Annotated in this window: 18 protein-coding genes and 1 pseudogene; 16 read left to right on the forward strand and 3 right to left on the reverse strand. The window is 38.0% G+C overall.

The features are described 5' to 3' along the window. Positions 1-19: 19 nt before the first annotated feature. From aroE to EW028_RS08125, 9 genes are all read left to right on the forward strand, one after another. Positions 20-850, forward strand: coding sequence for a shikimate dehydrogenase (gene aroE, locus EW028_RS08085; RefSeq protein ID WP_131520522.1), 831 nt, complete (start codon positions 20-22; stop codon positions 848-850). A gap of 5 nt (positions 851-855) precedes the next feature. Further along, positions 856-1158, forward strand: coding sequence for a ribosome assembly RNA-binding protein YhbY (yhbY, locus tag EW028_RS08090; protein ID WP_048392151.1), 303 nt, complete (start codon positions 856-858; stop codon positions 1156-1158). Between the two features lie 9 nt (positions 1159-1167). Further along, positions 1168-1758: a nicotinate-nucleotide adenylyltransferase gene (locus EW028_RS08095; RefSeq protein WP_103118468.1), complete on the forward strand. Its 591-nt coding sequence runs from the start codon at positions 1168-1170 to the stop codon at positions 1756-1758. Next, complete coding sequence (yqeK, locus tag EW028_RS08100) at positions 1727-2299, forward strand: bis(5'-nucleosyl)-tetraphosphatase (symmetrical) YqeK (RefSeq protein ID WP_103118467.1); 573 nt, start codon at positions 1727-1729, stop codon at positions 2297-2299. The genes EW028_RS08095 and yqeK overlap by 32 nt, the downstream gene beginning before the upstream one ends. After that, complete coding sequence (rsfS, locus tag EW028_RS08105; RefSeq protein WP_004226890.1) at positions 2296-2640, forward strand: ribosome silencing factor; 345 nt, start codon at positions 2296-2298, stop codon at positions 2638-2640. Before yqeK ends, rsfS begins: the two co-directional genes overlap by 4 nt. Continuing rightward, the gene (locus tag EW028_RS08110) at positions 2641-3378 is read left to right on the forward strand and encodes a class I SAM-dependent DNA methyltransferase (protein ID WP_115674130.1); all 738 of its coding nucleotides are present in this window, start codon (positions 2641-2643) and stop codon (positions 3376-3378) included. A 279-nt stretch (positions 3379-3657) separates the two neighbouring features. Then, a complete protein-coding gene (locus tag EW028_RS08115; protein ID WP_066036470.1) occupies positions 3658-4284 on the forward strand; it encodes a helix-hairpin-helix domain-containing protein in 627 nt (208 codons plus the stop codon). Between the two features lie 105 nt (positions 4285-4389). Further along, positions 4390-4959, forward strand: coding sequence for a ComE operon protein 2 (locus EW028_RS08120; RefSeq protein ID WP_004226897.1), 570 nt, complete (start codon positions 4390-4392; stop codon positions 4957-4959). A 368-nt stretch (positions 4960-5327) separates the two neighbouring features. After that, the gene (locus EW028_RS08125; RefSeq protein ID WP_227744897.1) at positions 5328-7250 is read left to right on the forward strand and encodes a DNA internalization-related competence protein ComEC/Rec2; all 1923 of its coding nucleotides are present in this window, start codon (positions 5328-5330) and stop codon (positions 7248-7250) included. 28 nt (positions 7251-7278) lie between these two features. On the opposite strand, the gene EW028_RS08130 is transcribed toward EW028_RS08125, so the two are convergent. Beyond that, positions 7279-7416: a YqzM family protein gene (locus EW028_RS08130; RefSeq protein WP_004226902.1), complete on the reverse strand. Its 138-nt coding sequence runs from the start codon at positions 7414-7416 to the stop codon at positions 7279-7281. Positions 7417-7581: 165 nt separating this feature from the next. Here EW028_RS08130 and holA point away from each other — a divergent pair, with 165 nt between their 5' ends. Then, a complete protein-coding gene (gene holA, locus EW028_RS08135; RefSeq protein ID WP_131520524.1) occupies positions 7582-8592 on the forward strand; it encodes a DNA polymerase III subunit delta in 1011 nt (336 codons plus the stop codon). Positions 8593-8687: 95 nt separating this feature from the next. Here the strand turns inward: holA and rpsT are convergent, their stop codons facing one another. Next, positions 8688-8936 (reverse strand): 30S ribosomal protein S20, encoded by a 249-nt coding sequence (rpsT, locus tag EW028_RS08140; protein WP_004226906.1) that lies wholly within the window; start codon positions 8934-8936, stop codon positions 8688-8690. A 163-nt stretch (positions 8937-9099) separates the two neighbouring features. Between rpsT and gpr the strand changes: the two genes are divergently transcribed. The 3 genes from gpr (at position 9100) to EW028_RS08155 (ending at position 13567) form a co-directional block, all read left to right on the forward strand. Further along, positions 9100-10116 (forward strand): GPR endopeptidase, encoded by a 1017-nt coding sequence (gene gpr, locus EW028_RS08145; RefSeq protein ID WP_131520525.1) that lies wholly within the window; start codon positions 9100-9102, stop codon positions 10114-10116. Positions 10117-10235: 119 nt separating this feature from the next. Further along, on the forward strand, positions 10236-11090 hold the full coding sequence (spoIIP, locus tag EW028_RS08150) for a stage II sporulation protein P (protein WP_225340378.1): 855 nt from the start codon (positions 10236-10238) through the stop codon (positions 11088-11090). 581 nt (positions 11091-11671) lie between these two features. Next, positions 11672-13567, forward strand: coding sequence for an acyltransferase family protein (locus tag EW028_RS08155; protein WP_131520526.1), 1896 nt, complete (start codon positions 11672-11674; stop codon positions 13565-13567). A 119-nt stretch (positions 13568-13686) separates the two neighbouring features. On the opposite strand, the gene EW028_RS08160 is transcribed toward EW028_RS08155, so the two are convergent. Continuing rightward, complete coding sequence (locus EW028_RS08160) at positions 13687-14190, reverse strand: DUF3221 domain-containing protein (protein ID WP_193767342.1); 504 nt, start codon at positions 14188-14190, stop codon at positions 13687-13689. Between the two features lie 225 nt (positions 14191-14415). Here EW028_RS08160 and lepA point away from each other — a divergent pair, with 225 nt between their 5' ends. The 3 genes and pseudogenes from lepA to EW028_RS08180 all read left to right on the forward strand — a co-directional run. Beyond that, complete coding sequence (gene lepA, locus EW028_RS08165; protein WP_004226914.1) at positions 14416-16242, forward strand: translation elongation factor 4; 1827 nt, start codon at positions 14416-14418, stop codon at positions 16240-16242. Positions 16243-17033: 791 nt separating this feature from the next. After that, the gene (locus tag EW028_RS08175) at positions 17034-17375 is read left to right on the forward strand and encodes a DUF2834 domain-containing protein (RefSeq protein ID WP_131520529.1); all 342 of its coding nucleotides are present in this window, start codon (positions 17034-17036) and stop codon (positions 17373-17375) included. Positions 17376-17558: 183 nt separating this feature from the next. Continuing rightward, positions 17559-17735 (forward strand): annotated as a pseudogene (locus tag EW028_RS08180) (tautomerase family protein); the annotation flags it as partial. Positions 17736-17852 lie beyond the last annotated feature (117 nt).

A 17852-nucleotide genomic window follows, 5' to 3' on the forward strand; every position in this document is an offset into this window, starting at 1 on the left:
TAGAGAGAGGGACTAGGAAATGAAGAAATGGTTTGCAGTTATGGGTGATCCAATTGAACATTCAAAATCACCTGCCATGCACAATGCTTGGTTTGAGGACATGTCAATTGATGCGACATATATTCCTTTACATGTAACGCCTGATCAATTAGAATCTGCTGTTGCTGGTTTGAAGACATTAGGGGCAAGTGGCTGGAACGTGACCATTCCTCATAAAACAGCAATCATTCCGTATCTAGACGAGCTAGATGAGCTGGCACAAAAAATGGGCGCAGTGAATACAGTCGTACGAACAACAGAAGGAAAGCTGAAAGGCTATAATACAGATGGTATTGGATTTGTTCGATCACTGGAAGAAGCCGTTGGGGTTTTTCATAAAGACAAGCCTGTATTACTTGTTGGTGCTGGAGGTGCTGCTCGAGGCATTGCCTTTGCTATGCAGCAACAAGGCTATCGTCATGTAACCATCGCCAATCGTACGGTGACGAATGCTCAAATGATTATTGATGAAATGGGTATGGGACGTGCCATTTCATTACAACAAGCGGAAGAAACGCTAGCTGATTTCAGCATTATTGTGCAAATGACATCAGCTGGCCTTTCCACGGGCAATTTTTCAATGCCATTTTCATTAGATCGGCTGATGAAAGAAGCAATTGTTGCGGATATTGTGTATAATCCATTAATGACGCCTTTTTTACAAGCGGCTGAAGAAAAAGGAGCAACGATTGTCACTGGCTTAGGAATGTTTGTCCATCAAGGAGCCATCGCTTTTGAACACTGGTTAGGAAACTATCCAAATACAAATTCAATGATTGCGCAACTGAAGGCGCAATTAGGAGGAAACTAATTTTTATGTTAACAGGTAAACAAAAACGTTTTTTACGTGCAGAAGCACACCATTTAACACCTATTTTCCAAGTGGGAAAAGGTGGCGTTAATGATGAAATGACAAAGCAAATTCGCGAGGCATTAGAAGTACGTGAATTGATTAAAGTACGTATTTTAGATAACTGTGAAGAGGATAAACATGAAGTCGCAGAAGCATTAGCCACAGGCGCTCATGCGGAGCTTGTCCAATTAATCGGTCTGACAGTTGTTTTATATAAAGAGTCACGCAATCATAAAAAGATTGTATTACCAAAAGTAACGAAATAAGGTGAGACGATGAAAAGGGTCGGTTTACTTGGAGGTACATTTAACCCACCACATTTGGGTCATCTTTTAATGGCAAATGAAGTATTTCATGCGCTAGAACTTGATGAAATCCGCTTTATGCCTAATGCCATCCCACCACATAAGCATGCACGTTTTGATGCTAGTAATGTTGAACGACTTGAAATGGTAAAACGTGCGATTCGTCCATTTCCTTATTTTTCAGTAGAGTCGTATGAGCTTGAGAAGGGTGGCGTATCCTATTCCTATGAGACACTTTCTGCATTGTGTAGAAGAGAGCCGAATGTGAAATTTTACTTTATCATCGGTGGCGATATGATTGATTCGCTACATACATGGCATTGTATAGATGATTTAGTGAAACTTGTTCAGTTTGTCGGAGTAAAGCGTCCAGGGACAGCCGCGGCAACAGAGTACCCTATACGTATGGTGGAAATACCTCAAATCGATTTATCGTCCACACTGATTCGTGAACGCCTGGCTACAGGAGGAACGGTGACATTTCTACTACCAGAAGCTGTAGAGACGTTCATACGAGAGGAAGGTCTTTATGGAACGCGAACAGTATTTAGCGGTGATTAAGCCAAGAATGCCTGAAAAACGTTATATTCATACAGTCGGAGTGATGGAAACGGCCATCAACCTAGCTCATAAATATGGCGAGGACGTAAAAAAAGCTGAAACAGCAGCTATCCTCCATGATATTGCTAAATATGCTGATATTGAGTGGATGGAAAATATCGTTCGTGATGAAAAATTAGATGAAAGACTAATTGGATGGGGTAGTGAATTACTACATGGTCCAGTAGGTGCATATATAGCACAAAGTGAGTTTGGTATCACAGACGAAGAGCTGTTGAATGCTATTCGTTTCCATACAACTGGGCGGGCTAATATGAGCCGTTTAGAAAAAATTATTTTTGTCGCAGATATGATTGAACCGAACCGTCGATTTGATGGAGTTGATCGTCTGCGCAAAAAAGCACAAAAAAATTTGGATAAGGCGATGAGTGCATGTGTACGCCATACTTTGGCATTTTTAATTGACACAAAGCAGCCGATTTATCCTTTATCTATAGAATGTTATAACGATATGATGAACAGAGAGGATAGTGAAGGATGACTTCAACTTTATTACAAGCAGCGTACAAAGCAATTGACGACAAACATGGTGAGGATATTGTCGTTTTAAATATGCAAGGAATTTCCCTTTTAGCAGATTATTTTATTATTGCTCATGGTAACTCAGATCGCCAAGTGCAAGCCATTGCACGCGAATTACAGGATGTAGCTGAACAACAAGGCTATGAAATTCGCCGTGTCGAAGGATTTGATGGAGCTCGTTGGGTACTAGTTGACCTAGGCGATGTTGTGGCACATGTATTCCATAAGGATGAGCGTGCTTATTATAATTTAGAGCGTCTTTGGGGCGATGCACCGCAACTAGACATGCCAGAGGCCTGAGTGAGTTACGAACGCTTTGCTCATGTCTATGATGAGCTGCAAACGGATATTCCTTACAATCTTTATGTAGATTGGGTTGTACAGCATGCACCAAGCAGCCAGTACCCAAAACTGTTGGATATTGGTTGTGGCACTGGTGTACTTAGCTTGTTATTTGCAAAGTCTGGTTATCAAGTCAGTGGAATCGATTTATCAGAAGAGATGCTGTCCATTGCCGCAGAACGCTTTGCTGGTGCAGGCTACCATGCACCATTATACTGTATGTCTATGGTCGAACTAGATGGCTTTGAGGAAATCGATGTTGTCACAATCACAATTGATTCCTTGAATTATGTGGTAGAGGAGCACTCTGTTTATACGACGTTAGAACGTATCTATGCGGCGTTGCGTGATGGAGGTCAGCTGTTTTTTGATGTTCACTCGTTATTTAAAATGAATGAGATTTTTTTAGATGGTCCGTTCACGTATGATGATGGTGACATTAGTTATATATGGCATACGGAGCCTGCCGACTTTGAACATTCGGTTATTCATCAAATGACCTTTTATGTACGAGATGACGCAAGTGAATTATATGAACGCTTTGATGAGGAGCACGTGCAACGTACTTACACTATCGAGCAGTATATGGCTTGGTTGCATGCCATCGGTTTTAGTCATGTGGAAATTACAGCAGACTTTACAGATGAGGCACCTGACGAGGAAAGTGAACGCATTTTTATTCGTGCGCTGAAATAAAGAAAAGGGAGCTACACTGTGTAATACGCAGTGTGGCTTTTTTGATGGATAGAAAAGCTAAAGTAGTGGATAGAAAGATTAAAGTAGCGGATAGAACACTTAAACAGGCGGATAAAGAGGCTAAATTGTCGGATAAAACTGGATATAACTAAGAAGATAGCTCTCTTCAACAGGTAAATTGAAACTTCTGACGTTTTTTTATCATTTTCAACCACCCATCCATAGTGTAAGATATATATAACTCCATATGATGACCTTTCGCAAGGAAAGGATGGTACTGTGCTACAATCTTTATGGCAAAAGTACAAAAAAAGTATGTTATTCCCCAGCATACTAGTCGTCAGTGGACTTTGTTACTTCTATTTTTCGAGTTCTGACTCTTCACCTCCCCAAGAAGAGCTCATCGAAACAATCCAACCTATTGAAGAAAAAAATTTGAGTGAATCTGCTGAGGAAGCGGTTATGCAGCAGGTATTTGTGGAAATAAAGGGTGCTGTAATGTATCCAGGCGTTTATGAACTTGAGCAAGACCAACGTATAAAAGATGTTGTACAGCTTGCTGGTGGCTATACAGAGAATGCTGACACACAATTTATCAATCATGCCCAAAAGGTACAGGATGAAATGGTAATCTATATTCCTATCATGGGCGAACAGCTAGAGGAAGGAGCCTCTTCTTTGTTAACGTTACCTACTGAGACTAATAAGGAGCAAAAGATTAATATCAATAAAGCTGATGTAGCAACGTTAGCAACATTGCCAGGAATCGGTCCTTCTAAAGCACAAAGTATCCTTACGTATCGAGAGGAAAATGGGCAGTTTCAAACCATAGATGACTTAAAAAATGTTAGTGGTATTGGTGATAAAACATTTGAAAAGCTAAAGGATGCGATTACTGTAAAGTAATGCTTTTACAGGATGGTATATTGACGCCCCTTTTCTAAAAGGGCTACACTATAGTAGAAAAGCAAGAGAAAGTTAATTAGTTAGACAATTTTTGGAGGTAGTCATATGGAGCGAATTACTTGGGATCAATTTTTTATGGCACAAAGCCATTTACTCGCATTACGTAGTACATGTACAAGACTAGCTGTAGGAGCAACTGTTGTACGGGACAAACGCATCATTGCAGGTGGTTATAACGGTTCCATTACAGGGGACGAGCATTGTATCGAAAAAGGGTGCTATGTGGTTGATAATCATTGCGTCCGTACCGTGCATGCTGAAATGAATGCCTTACTGCAATGTGCTAAATATGGAACACCGACAAAAGGTGCTGATTTGTATGTAACACATTTTCCATGTTTACCATGTACAAAATCTATCATTCAAGCTGGCATAGAACGTGTGTATTACGCAACAGATTATAAAAATAATCCATATGCACAGGAGTTATTTGCAAAAGCTGGAGTGGAAGTAGTTCATGTACCCTTTGATGAACGTAAAATTGATTTTTTACGAGATGACAAACTAGCTTTGTATACAGAAATGCTGCACGAGCTTCGCGAGAGTGGGGTATCTGCTGAAAAATTGCTCCCATATGAACAGAAGGTGAGTGCATTATTTGGCATCAAGCTTTAAAGCATAGATGGATTATGGTAGCTCTTGCTGTATTGATAGCTGCTATTGCAGTATACAAATCAGCATGGCTACTCATTTTTTTACTGCTACTAGTCCTGTGGCTCACCATAAAAGGTGAGTCACGTTTTCTTGCAATTTTTGTGCTAACTAGTGGTCTACTAACTTATTTTTTCCTTTCTATCAATCATCTGACGGAACCTTCCCCTTTACCGTCAACCTTCCCTATAACTTGGTCAAGTGACTATAAAATAAACGGGCAAAAACTCCGTGGGTTTGCTACAACAACAAATGGCCAAAAACTTTACGTAGTTTATACTTTTTCCTCGGAACAAGAGAAAAATTTTTATGAAAATACCTCATTAACTGGAATGACGTATTCTGCAAAAGGTGAACTCGTGACTCCCTCTCCATCTGCACATGCTTATGCCTTTTCCATGTCAAACTATTTAACGAGCAAAGGAGCAACAGGCGTTGTTGAAATCACGAATTGGCATTATGTAGGAAAACGAACCTCCATCTTCACTATTCTTGCCGAAGTAAGACACAAAATGAAAAAGCATATAGAGAGGACTTTTCCAAAATCACTTGTAGCAGAGGCTCAAGCACTTTTAATAGGGGTGCAAGATCAGATGGAGGATGAACTGCAGCGTGCCTATCAAAAGCTTGGTATTACCCATTTATTTGCGATTTCTGGGCTACATGTCGCGCTGATGTCTTGGCTCTTTTTTGAAGGATTACTTAGAATAAGAGTTCGCAAGGAAATGGCTACTATCGTGCTATTGATCCTCTTACCGGTTTATGGAGTTATTGCAGGGGGAGCACCTTCCGTATGGCGTGCTGTTTCTGTAGTAGAATTGATGATGTTACTGCGCTTTTTTAAGTGGGTTCTTTCGATCGATGATGCATTAGCTATTAGCTTTATAGGCTTTGTTTTGCTTGAGCCAGGTGTTATTTTCCAAATTGGTTTCCAGCTATCCTATTTAGCAACCGCTAGTCTTCTTTATTCTGGTATTATTTTTAAGCAGACAAGAACTTGGCTAGGTCGTTCTTTTTTTATCACATTCGTGTGCCAACTGCTCGTTTACCCACTATTACTCCATCATTTTTATGAATTATCTTTATCCTCGTTTTTTGTCAATATTGTTTTTGTTCCACTGTTTTCCTTTATTATATTACCCTTTAACATGATTGCCTTTGTGCTATCTTATCTTTCTTTACCACTTGCTAATGTCCTATTTGTTGGCTATGAACCGCTGCGTAATTGGCTGACCGAAGTAATCTTTTATATGCAAGAGCTTCCTTGGCAATTATGGTCACCAGGCAAACCATCTATTTGGCTGAGCTGCGTGGCGATGTTAAGTGTTTTAGTAAGTTTCTATTATTTGGAAATAAAAAGATTCAGGAAAGCTATTTTGATCCTTGTCATCCCTGTTATTTGGATTCATTTGGCACCCATGTTGTATAACGAAACAAAGATTACCTTCTTAAATGTAGGGCAAGGAGATAGTATTGTCATTGAATTGCCTTTTAGACGAGCTGTCTATGTTATAGATACAGGTGGAGTATTGCGCTTTGAGCAGGAATCGTGGAAGAAAGCAGATAGTCCATATGAGGTAGGGAAGCAAGTTGTCGTCCCATTTTTAAAAGGCAAGGGAATACGAACTATCGATATTTTTATTGCTTCGCATGCAGACGCAGATCATATTGAAGGAGCAGAGGAAGTCTTACAAGAGATTAACATGAAGGAAATACACGTTACACCTGGTTCATTGAATGAGCCTTTAATGGATGATTTATTGCGAGAAGCAAATAAGCGACATATTCCTATTAAAGAAAAAATGAAGGGGACTTCGTGGCATGTAGGGGATACAGATTTTTATTACTTATGGCCTGATGACGCCTTGTATGAGGGTAATGATGATTCTCTTGTCCTGTACATGCAGCAAAAGGCGTTTACAGCGTTATTTACAGGGGATTTGGAGCAATATGGCGAACAACAGCTGATCAAGCGTTATGGACCTTTATTGGCCAATCTCACATTGCTGAAGGCAGGGCATCATGGGAGTAAGACATCAAGCACAGAAGCTTTTGTCGAGCTGCTACAGCCCCAATTAACGGTTTTTAGTGCAGGTCTCCATAATCGTTATGGTCATCCACATGAAGAAGTAGTACAACGTTTTGTCAGTAGAGATTTAGTGACATGGACAACAGGGGTGAATGGATCAATCGAAATACGTATTCGTGATAATCGCTGGTCCGTTAGCGTAAATGAAAAGGGCCTTGTCCAATGACCAAGGCCCTTCTCCTGCATAAGTGCAATTACTGTGATACAAATTCTACTATAGTTGCAATAATAAACATAAGCGTGAAAACGCCAAATGATACACCGAAGCCAACACCAGAATCGATGGCATCGTTACGTCGACATTGTATGTTTTTTCCTTCAAATGGATTCATTGTTATCCCTCCAATTCTGTTATTTATTATAAGACAACATGGTCATAAAAGCTATATCGAAAAGGTGATTTCCCCGTCTGGCAAGGAATCGACACAATTCGGTCAAAGACACAAAGGACTATGAAATCATGTATACTAATAGTATTGCTAGATGGAGGGGAAATTATGATTTCAACGGTTTGGAATACAATAAAAAAAGGTGAGCTTGCACCAGTATATTTGCTTGTTGGTGAAGAAAGCTATTTTATAGATGAAACTATTAAACGTTTAAAAGAGGCAATGGGTCCAGAAGAAGATCTGGAGATGTCCACATTTGATTTAGAAGAAGTACCAGTAGATGCAGTCATGGATGAAGCAGATACCATTCCTTTTTTCTCAGAACGTAAGCTTATTATTGCTAAAAATGCTTCGTTTTTAAAGGCAACCGAGAAAGGGAAGGAAAAAATCGATCATGATGTGAAACGATTGGAAACATGGTTGTCGAATCCTTCTGATTTTTCCGTAACGGTTTTTATTGCTCCTTATGAAAAATTGGATGAGCGCAAAAAAGTGACTAAAATGATGAAAGAGCATGCATTATTTGTACAAGCAGAAACACCAAAAGAGCAGGATTTAGCCGTATGGATTCAAGGCATTGTCAAAACACAAGGTAATAGCATTACACAAGATGCTATTGAATTGCTTGTTACGATGGTCGGAGCCAACATGCTACAATTACAGATGGAAATTGACAAGCTAACCCTTTATTTAGGTGATGGTGGCGAAATTACAACTTCTTTAGTGGAGGATTTGGTGGCAAAAACATTAGAGCAAGATGCCTTTAAAATGCTTAACGCATATTTGGCAAATGACTCTGTCGGAGCCTTGTCTATCTATCATGATTTATTGCGACAAAAACAAGAACCTATTATGTTAGTGGGCTTGCTAGCATCCAATGTTCGTACCATGTCAAATGTTTTTTATTTATTGAAAAAAGGTTATCACCCTCAACAAATCGCTAAAAATTTAAAAATTCATCCGTATCGCGTCAAACTTATGATTGAGCAACGGCATCGGCCTTCAGAAGAAAATTTGCTACGGGCATTATATCAATTAGCAGAGGTTGATTTACAGCTAAAATCGTCTGGTGGAAATCGAGAGCGCTATCTAGAGCTATTTTTATTGCGCCAACTATAGGCAAAGAAAGCTGTCCAATAAGGACAGCTTTTTAAGTTCTCTATAAAATTAAAAAGATCAGCTACTCCTAATAGAGTATCTGATCCTTTAAACAATTACGCTTTTTTAGCAAGGCGAGACTTTTTACGAGCCGCCGCGTTTTTGTGGATAAGTCCTTTTGAAGCTGCTTTATCTAAAGATTTGAAAGCTGCTTGTAAAAGTTCTTGTTTGTTTTCAGCGTTAGCAGCAACAGCGTTTTCAGCTTTTTTCACTGTAGTACGCATTGCAGATTTAGCTTGAGAATTAGCAATGTTAGCTTTTTCGTTAACTTTTACGCGTTTAATCGCAGATTTAATGTTTGGCATATATTTCACCTCCTAAATTAGGTACGAGATGATATCTTCTCATTGATTTCTTGTGTCAATACAACAAAAATCATTTTAACAAACGCTTGGCCAAATTGCAATAGATAAATGCAAAGAATATTTACTTGACAGTTTGAACAAACTACAGCTTGAGGTGAACTGTATGCAAAATTTTAATTGGCAACGAACAGATTTAATCGATGAATCAGAAGAGGTAGTTGTCCATCAGACCAAAGAGCAAAAAGAAAAGCTTGAACAATCAAGTGGCATTCAAATTGAAGATCGGAATGCTGGTCGAGTAAAAATTACAGATGTTCTTGTAGATGCTGAAGGGGAAAAGCAAATTGGTAAAAAGGAAGGGCAGTATATTACCCTTTCTGTCCCTACGCTAACATTAGAAGATCAAGAAGGCTTTGCACAACTTGAACAAGAATTGCTTGTCAATTTCAAAAAAATGCATGACGCACTTTCTTGGCAAGAAGACGATAAAATTTTAATAGTCGGTTTAGGCAATCGCACTATTACACCTGATGCAATAGGTCCCTATTTAATTGACCATTTGCATAGTTTAGATGTCATTGATGAAAAATTTGTCATGTATGCTCCTGGTGTAACAGGACAAACAGGCTACGAAACAGGTGAGTTTGTGGCTGCTATTGCTGAACGTCTGCAACCGAAATTAATCATTGTAGTAGATGCACTTGCTACAAGAGCGAGTAATCGACTCTGTAAAACGATTCAATTAACAGATACAGGCATACATCCAGGTTCAGGAGTAGGCAATCAACGGCAAGAGATTTCCTATAAGATGCTTGGCATTCCCGTAACAGCAATAGGGATACCTACTGTAGTAGATGCACCTGTATTAATTGCTGATGCGGTAGAAACTATGCTCCGTTCGATAGCTGCTCGTGTGGCTGAACGCAGTAAACCGTCATCGAAGCTTTCATTATCCTCATGGCAACCAGATATCAACAAGGAACTGGATATGACGTTAGTACAACCTATATTTGGAGAATGGGCGACATGGACGAAGGAGGAGCGGCAGCAGCTGTTTGAGGAAACCTTCGCTGGCTCCCACACACAATTGATGGTTACACCAAAAGAAGCAGACTATTGGATTGATCGCTATGCAAAATTAGTGGCTTCTATGCTAATGGATTGGGCAAGTGATTTATAAATAATGAAGAAACAATGCTTAGAGTAGTCCTTCTAAAACACGCTTATTTATGCGTAAAACAAGAAATTTATTTTCGTTCTAATTAACATCCCCCCTCCATACGATATGGGGAGGAGGGTGTGACTTTGCTAAAAAAACTACAATGGTCATTTGGTATATTATTGTTCTTTTTCGTATTACCTGTCATTGCTGGGCAACTTCCGTTCAACAAGCAAGCATCGACTCCGATCAAACAATCAGAAGATAAGCAAGTCGTGTTTGCTGCTACCAATTTAGCTGAACAAAGTGTACTGGAACAAACGAAAGAACCTGAACCAGATCAAGCCCTAGACCCGGACCCATTTAAAGTGTTAGTGTTATTTACCCATACGCATGAAGCATATGAACCCATGGTGAAAGCAGTGAGTGGTAAGGTAGCGACTTCTCATGAAACGGTCAATATTATGAGCCTGAAGGATAAGATTGTGAATCATTTTAATGTAAATGGTTTAAAGACGGATGTTCTTGATGTAGATATTATGAAGAAATTACAAGAAGAGGGTAAAGGCTATCATGAATCTTATAATGTGATGAGGCCATATTTAAGTAAGCATTTAGAAACAAATAATTATGATTTAATAGTTGATTTACATCGTGACTCATTAAAACATGATCTTACAACGATCTCATATAATGGGGAAAATTATGCGAAAATCGCTATTGTTGTTGGGGCAGAGCATGCTAATTACCGCTGGAATACAGCCTATGCTGAAAGTTTATCATCCACACTAAATGCCATCGTTCCAAAAATTTCTAAAGGGGTTATTTCTAAAAGTGGTGATGGGGTTGATGGGCGATACAATCAGGATTTAGCAAAGCAAATGATGATTATTGAGATTGGTGGAATTGGTAATACTGAGGAAGAGGTTAATCGTACAATTGCTGTAATTGGTAAGGCCATATCAAAAGCGTTTGTCAATGATTCAACAAAATAGACCAATCATATTAAAAAGTGGGACTCTTGTGGGCTCACTTTTTTAATATTGTATGATAATAAAATTTCCAGAAATAATTCTCATTAATTGTCTTTCCATTGCTCCATTCTTGTCTTATAATTTTCAAGTTGGCTCGCGAATTTCATGATAAAACGTTAAGTGAAGGCATATGCAAATAAAGCAAACATACTTTTGAAGTATATCCCATTTTTGGAATGCCTTTTTAAGTCTATAGCAAAATATACATATGAATTTTTAGAAGATAAAAAGTGATAACGTTTCATTTTTCTCTCAAACTTTTATCGTATTTCAATCGTCAAACATATAAGTGAATAAGTAAAAATAATAGAGAGGGGATGGTTATTAATCAAAAGGTTCTATTACGTGACAACAGGTTTTATCTTGATACGGAAGGGAATACCTACAAAAAGCGCTACTCCCTAACATCATTTATCCAAAGCCGTGTGCGGTTATTACAGATTGTGACAGCGCTTTTAGATTGACTTCTACTTTGTACAGCTAGAAAAAACCAACACATTATACCGAAACGAAATTGAGAGATTATTGAAGGAAGGAATAGTATGTCAGGCAAGTCATTAAATCATCGTTATATTCCTGGACTAGACGGGATTCGAGCATTGGCTGTGTTAGCAGTTATTGCTTATCATTTTAATTTCAGTTGGGCTAGAGGTGGCTTTTTAGGAGTAGATATCTTCTTTGTATTATCGGGCTATTTAATCACCTCTACCATCTTACCTTCAAAGGGCAATCAATTAACAGTCAGCCTAAAGAAATTTTGGGTGGGACGATTTAGAAGGCTACTACCAGCTGCCTACGTTATGATTGTTACATCATTTGTTTGGGCAATGCTCTTTCATAAAGAGCTTCTCCATACTTTGCGCGGGGATGCATTGTCCTCCATTTTTTATTCAAGTAATTGGTGGTTCATTTTTCATAAACTCTCTTATTTTGATAGTTTCGGTTCTCCATCACCTTTAAAAAACCTATGGTCATTAGCTATTGAAGAACAATTTTACTTGATTTGGCCATTACTCTTAATGATTGGACTTTTTGTTGTTAAAAAACAAAATAAACTAGCAAATATCGTCTTTTGTGGTGCCCTTTGTTCAGCATTCGTAATGGCGTTACTCTATCAGCCAGGCGCTGATCCTAGTCGTGTTTATTATGGAACGGACACACGTTGTTTTGAATTATTAATAGGCTGTTGGCTAGCACTTGTTTGGCCAATGAAACGACTATCTTCTCAAAAATTATCAGCGAACCATGTGAAGAAACTAAATATTATGAGTTTCATGGCACTTACTATTTTTTTAGTAAGCATAGTGTATGTGGATGAATATCAATCCTTTCTTTATAGAGGAGGCATGTTTTTATTTTGCTTGAATGCTGCCGTTTTGATTGCATGTATTTCTCATCCAGTCAGCATACTAGGAAAAATATTAGCATGGAAGCCATTATGTTGGATAGGCTCTCGTTCCTACGGCATTTATCTATGGCATTATCCTGTCATGGTTTTAGGGACACCCATTCATGAAATTGGTAATCCCTCCTATTGGCGAATATTCCTGCAGCTTTTACTAATCCTAATGATTGCAGAGCTATCCTATCGCTTCATTGAGATGCCCATCCGAAAAGAAGGGTTCAGAGTCTATTGTCAAAAATATCTGATTTGTAATAAAAATAAGTGGGGAAGCCTTACTTTTCCACGAAAAATATCAACGGTTATGGTTCCTCTTTTCCTGCTTGTATTTTTCACAGGCATGACAGGTGTAGTGGGTGAAAGTCAGCAACACCCATCTAAAACGCTGCCAACAACGATAAAAATTAATGGCGAAGAGCCTACAGCCAATCTGAACAAGCAGGACAAACAAGCTGAAGCCTCCACTGACAAGCCTTCTCAAAGTAAGGATGAGGGAGGAGAGGATGTTCAGGAGATAGAAACACCTAAACAAGAAGAAAATAACACCATTATAGAGCCTGAAAAGGATGAGTTTTATCGTGGCATACTAGCCATTGGCGATTCCTTAATGATTGATATTGCCCCGAGCTTACATACTATGTATCCGACTATTACAATCGATGGAAAAATAGGCCGTCAAGTTTCGCAAGCTGTAAAACTTGCCCCAAATTATGCAAGTTTTAATCAACCTAATCATGCCGTCATTCTACAATTGGGGACAAATGGTTATTTTACGACTGACCAAATGGATGCCCTCCTTGAAGCTTTTTCAAATGCCGATATTTATTTAGTGAATACACGTGTGCCGCGATCTTGGGAAGCAAAGGTGAATGAAGCTTTACTGCAAAAAGCACAGGAACATGAGCGAATAACACTAATTGACTGGCATGCAGCAGCCATCAATCACCCTGAATACTTTGCCCCTGACGGTGTACATTTAGAGAAAAAAGGGGTAGAAGTTTTAACAAAGCTCATTCAACAATCCTTAAACAAATAAAATAAAAAAGTCAGTATACACAGTTTTGTCTGCGTAGCTGACTTTTTCTATATCTGACATCTTTCTTGGAGTGTTACTATTTCAAAAAAATTGACCTTAAGACTATTTGCTCGGCCTATTTACTCTATTGGTTGTTGATCCTGTATAGTAAGCTTAACTAATTGATCGGTCCCTTGAGTACGAGGAAAATAGTTCAATATCCATTCTTTCTTTTTAGGATCATAGTTTATGTTTGTAATGATGGGATTGTGTTCAAGTTTTTTGGCTACATGGATGATGATATCTTTTGGAGAAAGCGTACTTTTTACGGTGGAGGGTAAAACCTCAATCTTCTCTGTATTTGTTTGACCAGGGTAAGATTCATCAATCGTATCTGCCCATACTTTGACATAATCCCCTATCTCTAACGTTTTGGTTGTTGTTACCCAAAGTGCATCTACAAATTGTGTGTTGGAATCATTTGAAGGGACAGGTTCATTGCTTACAACGAGGAACCTGCTTTCTTGAGTGGCTGTCACATATCCTTCAATTGTTGCCGCCTCTTTATTGTTTACATGGTCTTTTGGTGTGCCACATCCAACTAAGACAAGAAGCACCAACCATCCTACTATGAATTTTTTCAACCGAATCCCTCCTCTTGGCAAGTAGACGCATTTCCATCTATATTGTCACACATCGTGTGCTACCGTAGCAGATTTCTCTGTATTTACATCCTTAATACTGTAAAATTTAAAAACGATGTGAAACACTGAAAGTATTGATATTATAGGCTTTCAAGTCTAGTTGCTGTTGTACTTTGCGTAACGTTCATAGTATAATTCATTATAGTTTAATTAGGAGTGGAAAAGATGAACCGAGAAGCACGTTTAAAACGACAAGAGAATATACGAAATTTCTCTATTATTGCACATATTGACCATGGGAAATCAACGCTTGCTGACCGTATTTTAGAGCAAACAAAATCTTTAACTTCCCGTGAGATGAAGGCACAGCTCCTCGACTCAATGGATTTAGAGCGTGAGCGAGGCATTACAATTAAGTTAAATGCAGTTCAATTAAAGTACGAAGCAAAAGACGGCGAAGTGTATACATTCCATTTAATCGACACACCAGGACACGTCGATTTCACATATGAAGTATCACGTAGTTTAGCTGCTTGTGAGGGTGCCATTTTAGTTGTGGACGCAGCACAAGGGATTGAAGCACAAACACTAGCAAATGTTTACTTAGCACTTGACAATGACTTAGAAATTTTACCTGTAATCAATAAAATTGATTTACCTGCAGCTGACCCTGAACGTGTACGTCAAGAAGTAGAAGACGTTATTGGATTAGATGCCTCTGAAGCAGTTTTAGCTTCTGCAAAAGCAGGTATTGGTATCGAGGATATTTTAGAGCAAATCGTAGAGAAGGTACCTGCACCAACTGGTGATCCAGATGCTCCACTACAAGCTTTAATTTTTGACTCTGTTTACGATGCTTATAAAGGTGTTATCATTTCGATTCGTGTCATTAATGGTACTGTCAAGCCTGGCGATAAAATTCGCATGATGGCAACCGGTGCGGAATTCGAAGTTATTGAAGTTGGGGTACATACACCAAAAGTTGTGCCACAGGCTGAATTAACAGTGGGGGATGTAGGGTATTTAACTGCATCTATCAAAAATGTAGGAGACACACGTGTAGGGGATACTGTAACCTATGCAAATCGACCTGCAGCTGAGCCATTAGCTGGTTATCGCCGTTTGAACCCAATGGTCTACTGTGGTTTGTATCCAATTGATACAGCCAAGTACAACGATTTACGTGAAGCGTTAGAAAAGCTAGAGTTAAATGATTCTGCTCTACAATATGAGCCAGAGACATCGCAAGCACTTGGTTTTGGTTTCCGCTGTGGATTCTTAGGATTACTACATATGGAAATTATTCAGGAGCGTATTGAGCGTGAATTTAATATCGACTTAATTACAACAGCACCTTCCGTAATTTACAACGTTCATATGACAGATGGTACCGAGCTTAAAGTTGATAATCCATCCTTTATGCCAGACCCACAAAAAATCGATCGTGTCGAGGAACCATATGTGAAAGCAACCATCATGGTACCAAATGATTATGTGGGAGCGGTTATGGAACTTTGTCAAATGAAGCGTGGTAATTTCATGACAATGGATTATATTGATACGTCGCGCGTAAGTATTATTTATGAAATGCCATTATCAGAAATTGTCTATGATTTCTTTGACTATTTAAAATCAAATACAAAGGGCTATGCATCATTCGACTATGAACTTATTGGTTACCAGCCATCGAAATTAGTAAAAATGGATATTTTATTAAATGGTGAGCAAGTCGATGCACTAAGCTTTATCGTACACCGTGACTTTGCCTACGATCGAGGCAAAATCATCGTAGAAAAATTAAAAGAATTAATTCCACGCCAACAATTTGAAGTACCAATTCAAGCAGCAGTTGGACAAAAAATCGTGGCGCGTTCAACAATTAAAGCCATCCGTAAAAACGTATTAGCGAAATGTTACGGGGGAGATATTTCTCGTAAACGAAAGCTTCTTGATAAACAAAAAGAAGGTAAAAAACGTATGAAACAAGTAGGCTCAGTCGAAGTCCCTCAAGAGGCATTCATGGCTGTGCTGAAAATGGATGATTCGAAGTAAGTTTGATATAATCAGGGTTTATAAGGATTTAAGCAAATAGTCTTGTATCAGGTGGGTGGAGATTGCCACCATTTGCCACCGCATTGAAATTGTGCAAGCAATTTAAAAATCTTTAGCGATGGCATCAAAAATATAGGCAGCATCTCTTGCCATCTTCTGTGTTAAATGGACATAGCGGTCTTCAGTAATTGCTGATCTGCTATGTCCTAATCTTTTTGACTTGTTTTTATTGGTTGTCCATTTTCAGTTAGCATCGTTAATAATAATGCCAGATACTCGTATTTATTGAGTAACTGGGTATTTGGCTACTATCAGCTGCTTTTTTTTCAGATAGTTGGCTAATTTACAGTGAATCTTTTCACAGAGTCTCGAATCTCCTACTTTTAATTAAGTTATCTTCTCCTTACTCTTTTTCTTTTCTCTTCAATTTTTCTGAATAATAAATAAACTATTGTAATTATAAGATAAAGTATGACAAAATTTGATATCACATTATTATCACTTTTACTGGCTATATATACATATACCCCTACTACCACCGCTAAAATTAATGGCTTATATATTGAATTCATAATCAATCCACCTTTTCTTAGTGTTAGAAATAATTCACAATATTCTCTTGGAATATATAGTTTATAATATTAAAATTTTAAATGTTAATCTATAATTAATTATCATATATGGAAATATTTATTTAAATTAATTATTTATGAGGTATTATTAAACTAAAAGAGATTAATTAAGAAGTATAATATTTGTGAAAAATCATAGAGAGGGGGAGTTTAATTTAAATGAGAAACGTGTACTTGTTATTTGCGATTATCGGCACAGTATTCCCGTATTATTTTTTGGTGCAATTCTTGAACAAAAACGGATTTGATTTAGGGTTATTAGTAGATTTATTATTTGCAAACTCGATATCGACCTTCTTCGCTGTTGACTTTTTTATTTCATGCTTTGTTTTTATAATCTTTATGTTTAATGAGTCAAGAAAGTATAACATTAAAGAAAAGTGGATATGTCTATTAACTTTGTTTACAGTTGGTTTATCGCTGGCATTACCGTTATTTTTGTTTTTTAGAGAGCCATACATAAAGAAAGAAGTGTTGTTAAACTCCAATGAAAGAACGTGAAAATCTTCCATTTTCTTTGGTGTAGTATCTATTTTGTGTTACATGGATGGAAAACGGGGCAGGTTAGATGAACAAGCTTAAATAATTCTACAGTCCTTATTTAGATAGAGATTCCATTAATGAGAGGGAGAAAATGAGTAATTTCAGAGGGATAATCTTAGAAGCTATTCGAATGCTGGAAAAAGAACGATTCAAGCTAAAAAACAATTAGTAAAGCTACTATTTGAACGCATAAATAACCAATTAAATATTTCACCTCAAGATGTTGAAATTACAATTTTTGAAACGCCTAAACATAATTGGGGAATAAGAGGGTTACCTGGGGATGAATTAGCACTTAATTACAAAGTAAATATTTGATATAAAGCCGCTATTTTTTTAGAGTTAATTCGACTATGTGAAATGTGCTCTGTCTTATTAATTATCTGACCACTAAAAATCGGTAAATGAAGAACCTATAAGGACTAAAATAATCTA

Origin of the sequence: Lysinibacillus sp. OL1 (assembly GCF_004332175.1) — a bacterium.
GTDB lineage: Bacteria > Bacillota > Bacilli > Bacillales_A > Planococcaceae > Lysinibacillus > Lysinibacillus capsici.

Bases quoted from the DNA above. Each gene is read 5' to 3' on its own strand.
- yhbY (WP_048392151.1), top strand. From the start codon at position 856: ATGTTAACAGGTAAACAAAAACGTTTTTTACGTGCAGAAGCACACCAT.
- lepA (WP_004226914.1), top strand. From the start codon at position 14,416: ATGAACCGAGAAGCACGTTTAAAACGACAAGAGAATATACGAAATTTC.
- EW028_RS08175 (WP_131520529.1), top strand. From the start codon at position 17,034: ATGAGAAACGTGTACTTGTTATTTGCGATTATCGGCACAGTATTCCCG.
- holA (WP_131520524.1), top strand. From the start codon at position 7,582: ATGATTTCAACGGTTTGGAATACAATAAAAAAAGGTGAGCTTGCACCA.
- EW028_RS08125 (WP_227744897.1), top strand. From the start codon at position 5,328: ATGACGTATTCTGCAAAAGGTGAACTCGTGACTCCCTCTCCATCTGCA.
- EW028_RS08120 (WP_004226897.1), top strand. From the start codon at position 4,390: ATGGAGCGAATTACTTGGGATCAATTTTTTATGGCACAAAGCCATTTA.
- aroE (WP_131520522.1), top strand. From the start codon at position 20: ATGAAGAAATGGTTTGCAGTTATGGGTGATCCAATTGAACATTCAAAA.
- yqeK (WP_103118467.1), top strand. From the start codon at position 1,727: ATGGAACGCGAACAGTATTTAGCGGTGATTAAGCCAAGAATGCCTGAA.
- EW028_RS08130 (WP_004226902.1), bottom strand. From the start codon at position 7,416: ATGAATCCATTTGAAGGAAAAAACATACAATGTCGACGTAACGATGCC.
- EW028_RS08095 (WP_103118468.1), top strand. From the start codon at position 1,168: ATGAAAAGGGTCGGTTTACTTGGAGGTACATTTAACCCACCACATTTG.
- rsfS (WP_004226890.1), top strand. From the start codon at position 2,296: ATGACTTCAACTTTATTACAAGCAGCGTACAAAGCAATTGACGACAAA.
- gpr (WP_131520525.1), top strand. From the start codon at position 9,100: ATGCAAAATTTTAATTGGCAACGAACAGATTTAATCGATGAATCAGAA.
- rpsT (WP_004226906.1), bottom strand. From the start codon at position 8,936: ATGCCAAACATTAAATCTGCGATTAAACGCGTAAAAGTTAACGAAAAA.
- EW028_RS08155 (WP_131520526.1), top strand. From the start codon at position 11,672: ATGTCAGGCAAGTCATTAAATCATCGTTATATTCCTGGACTAGACGGG.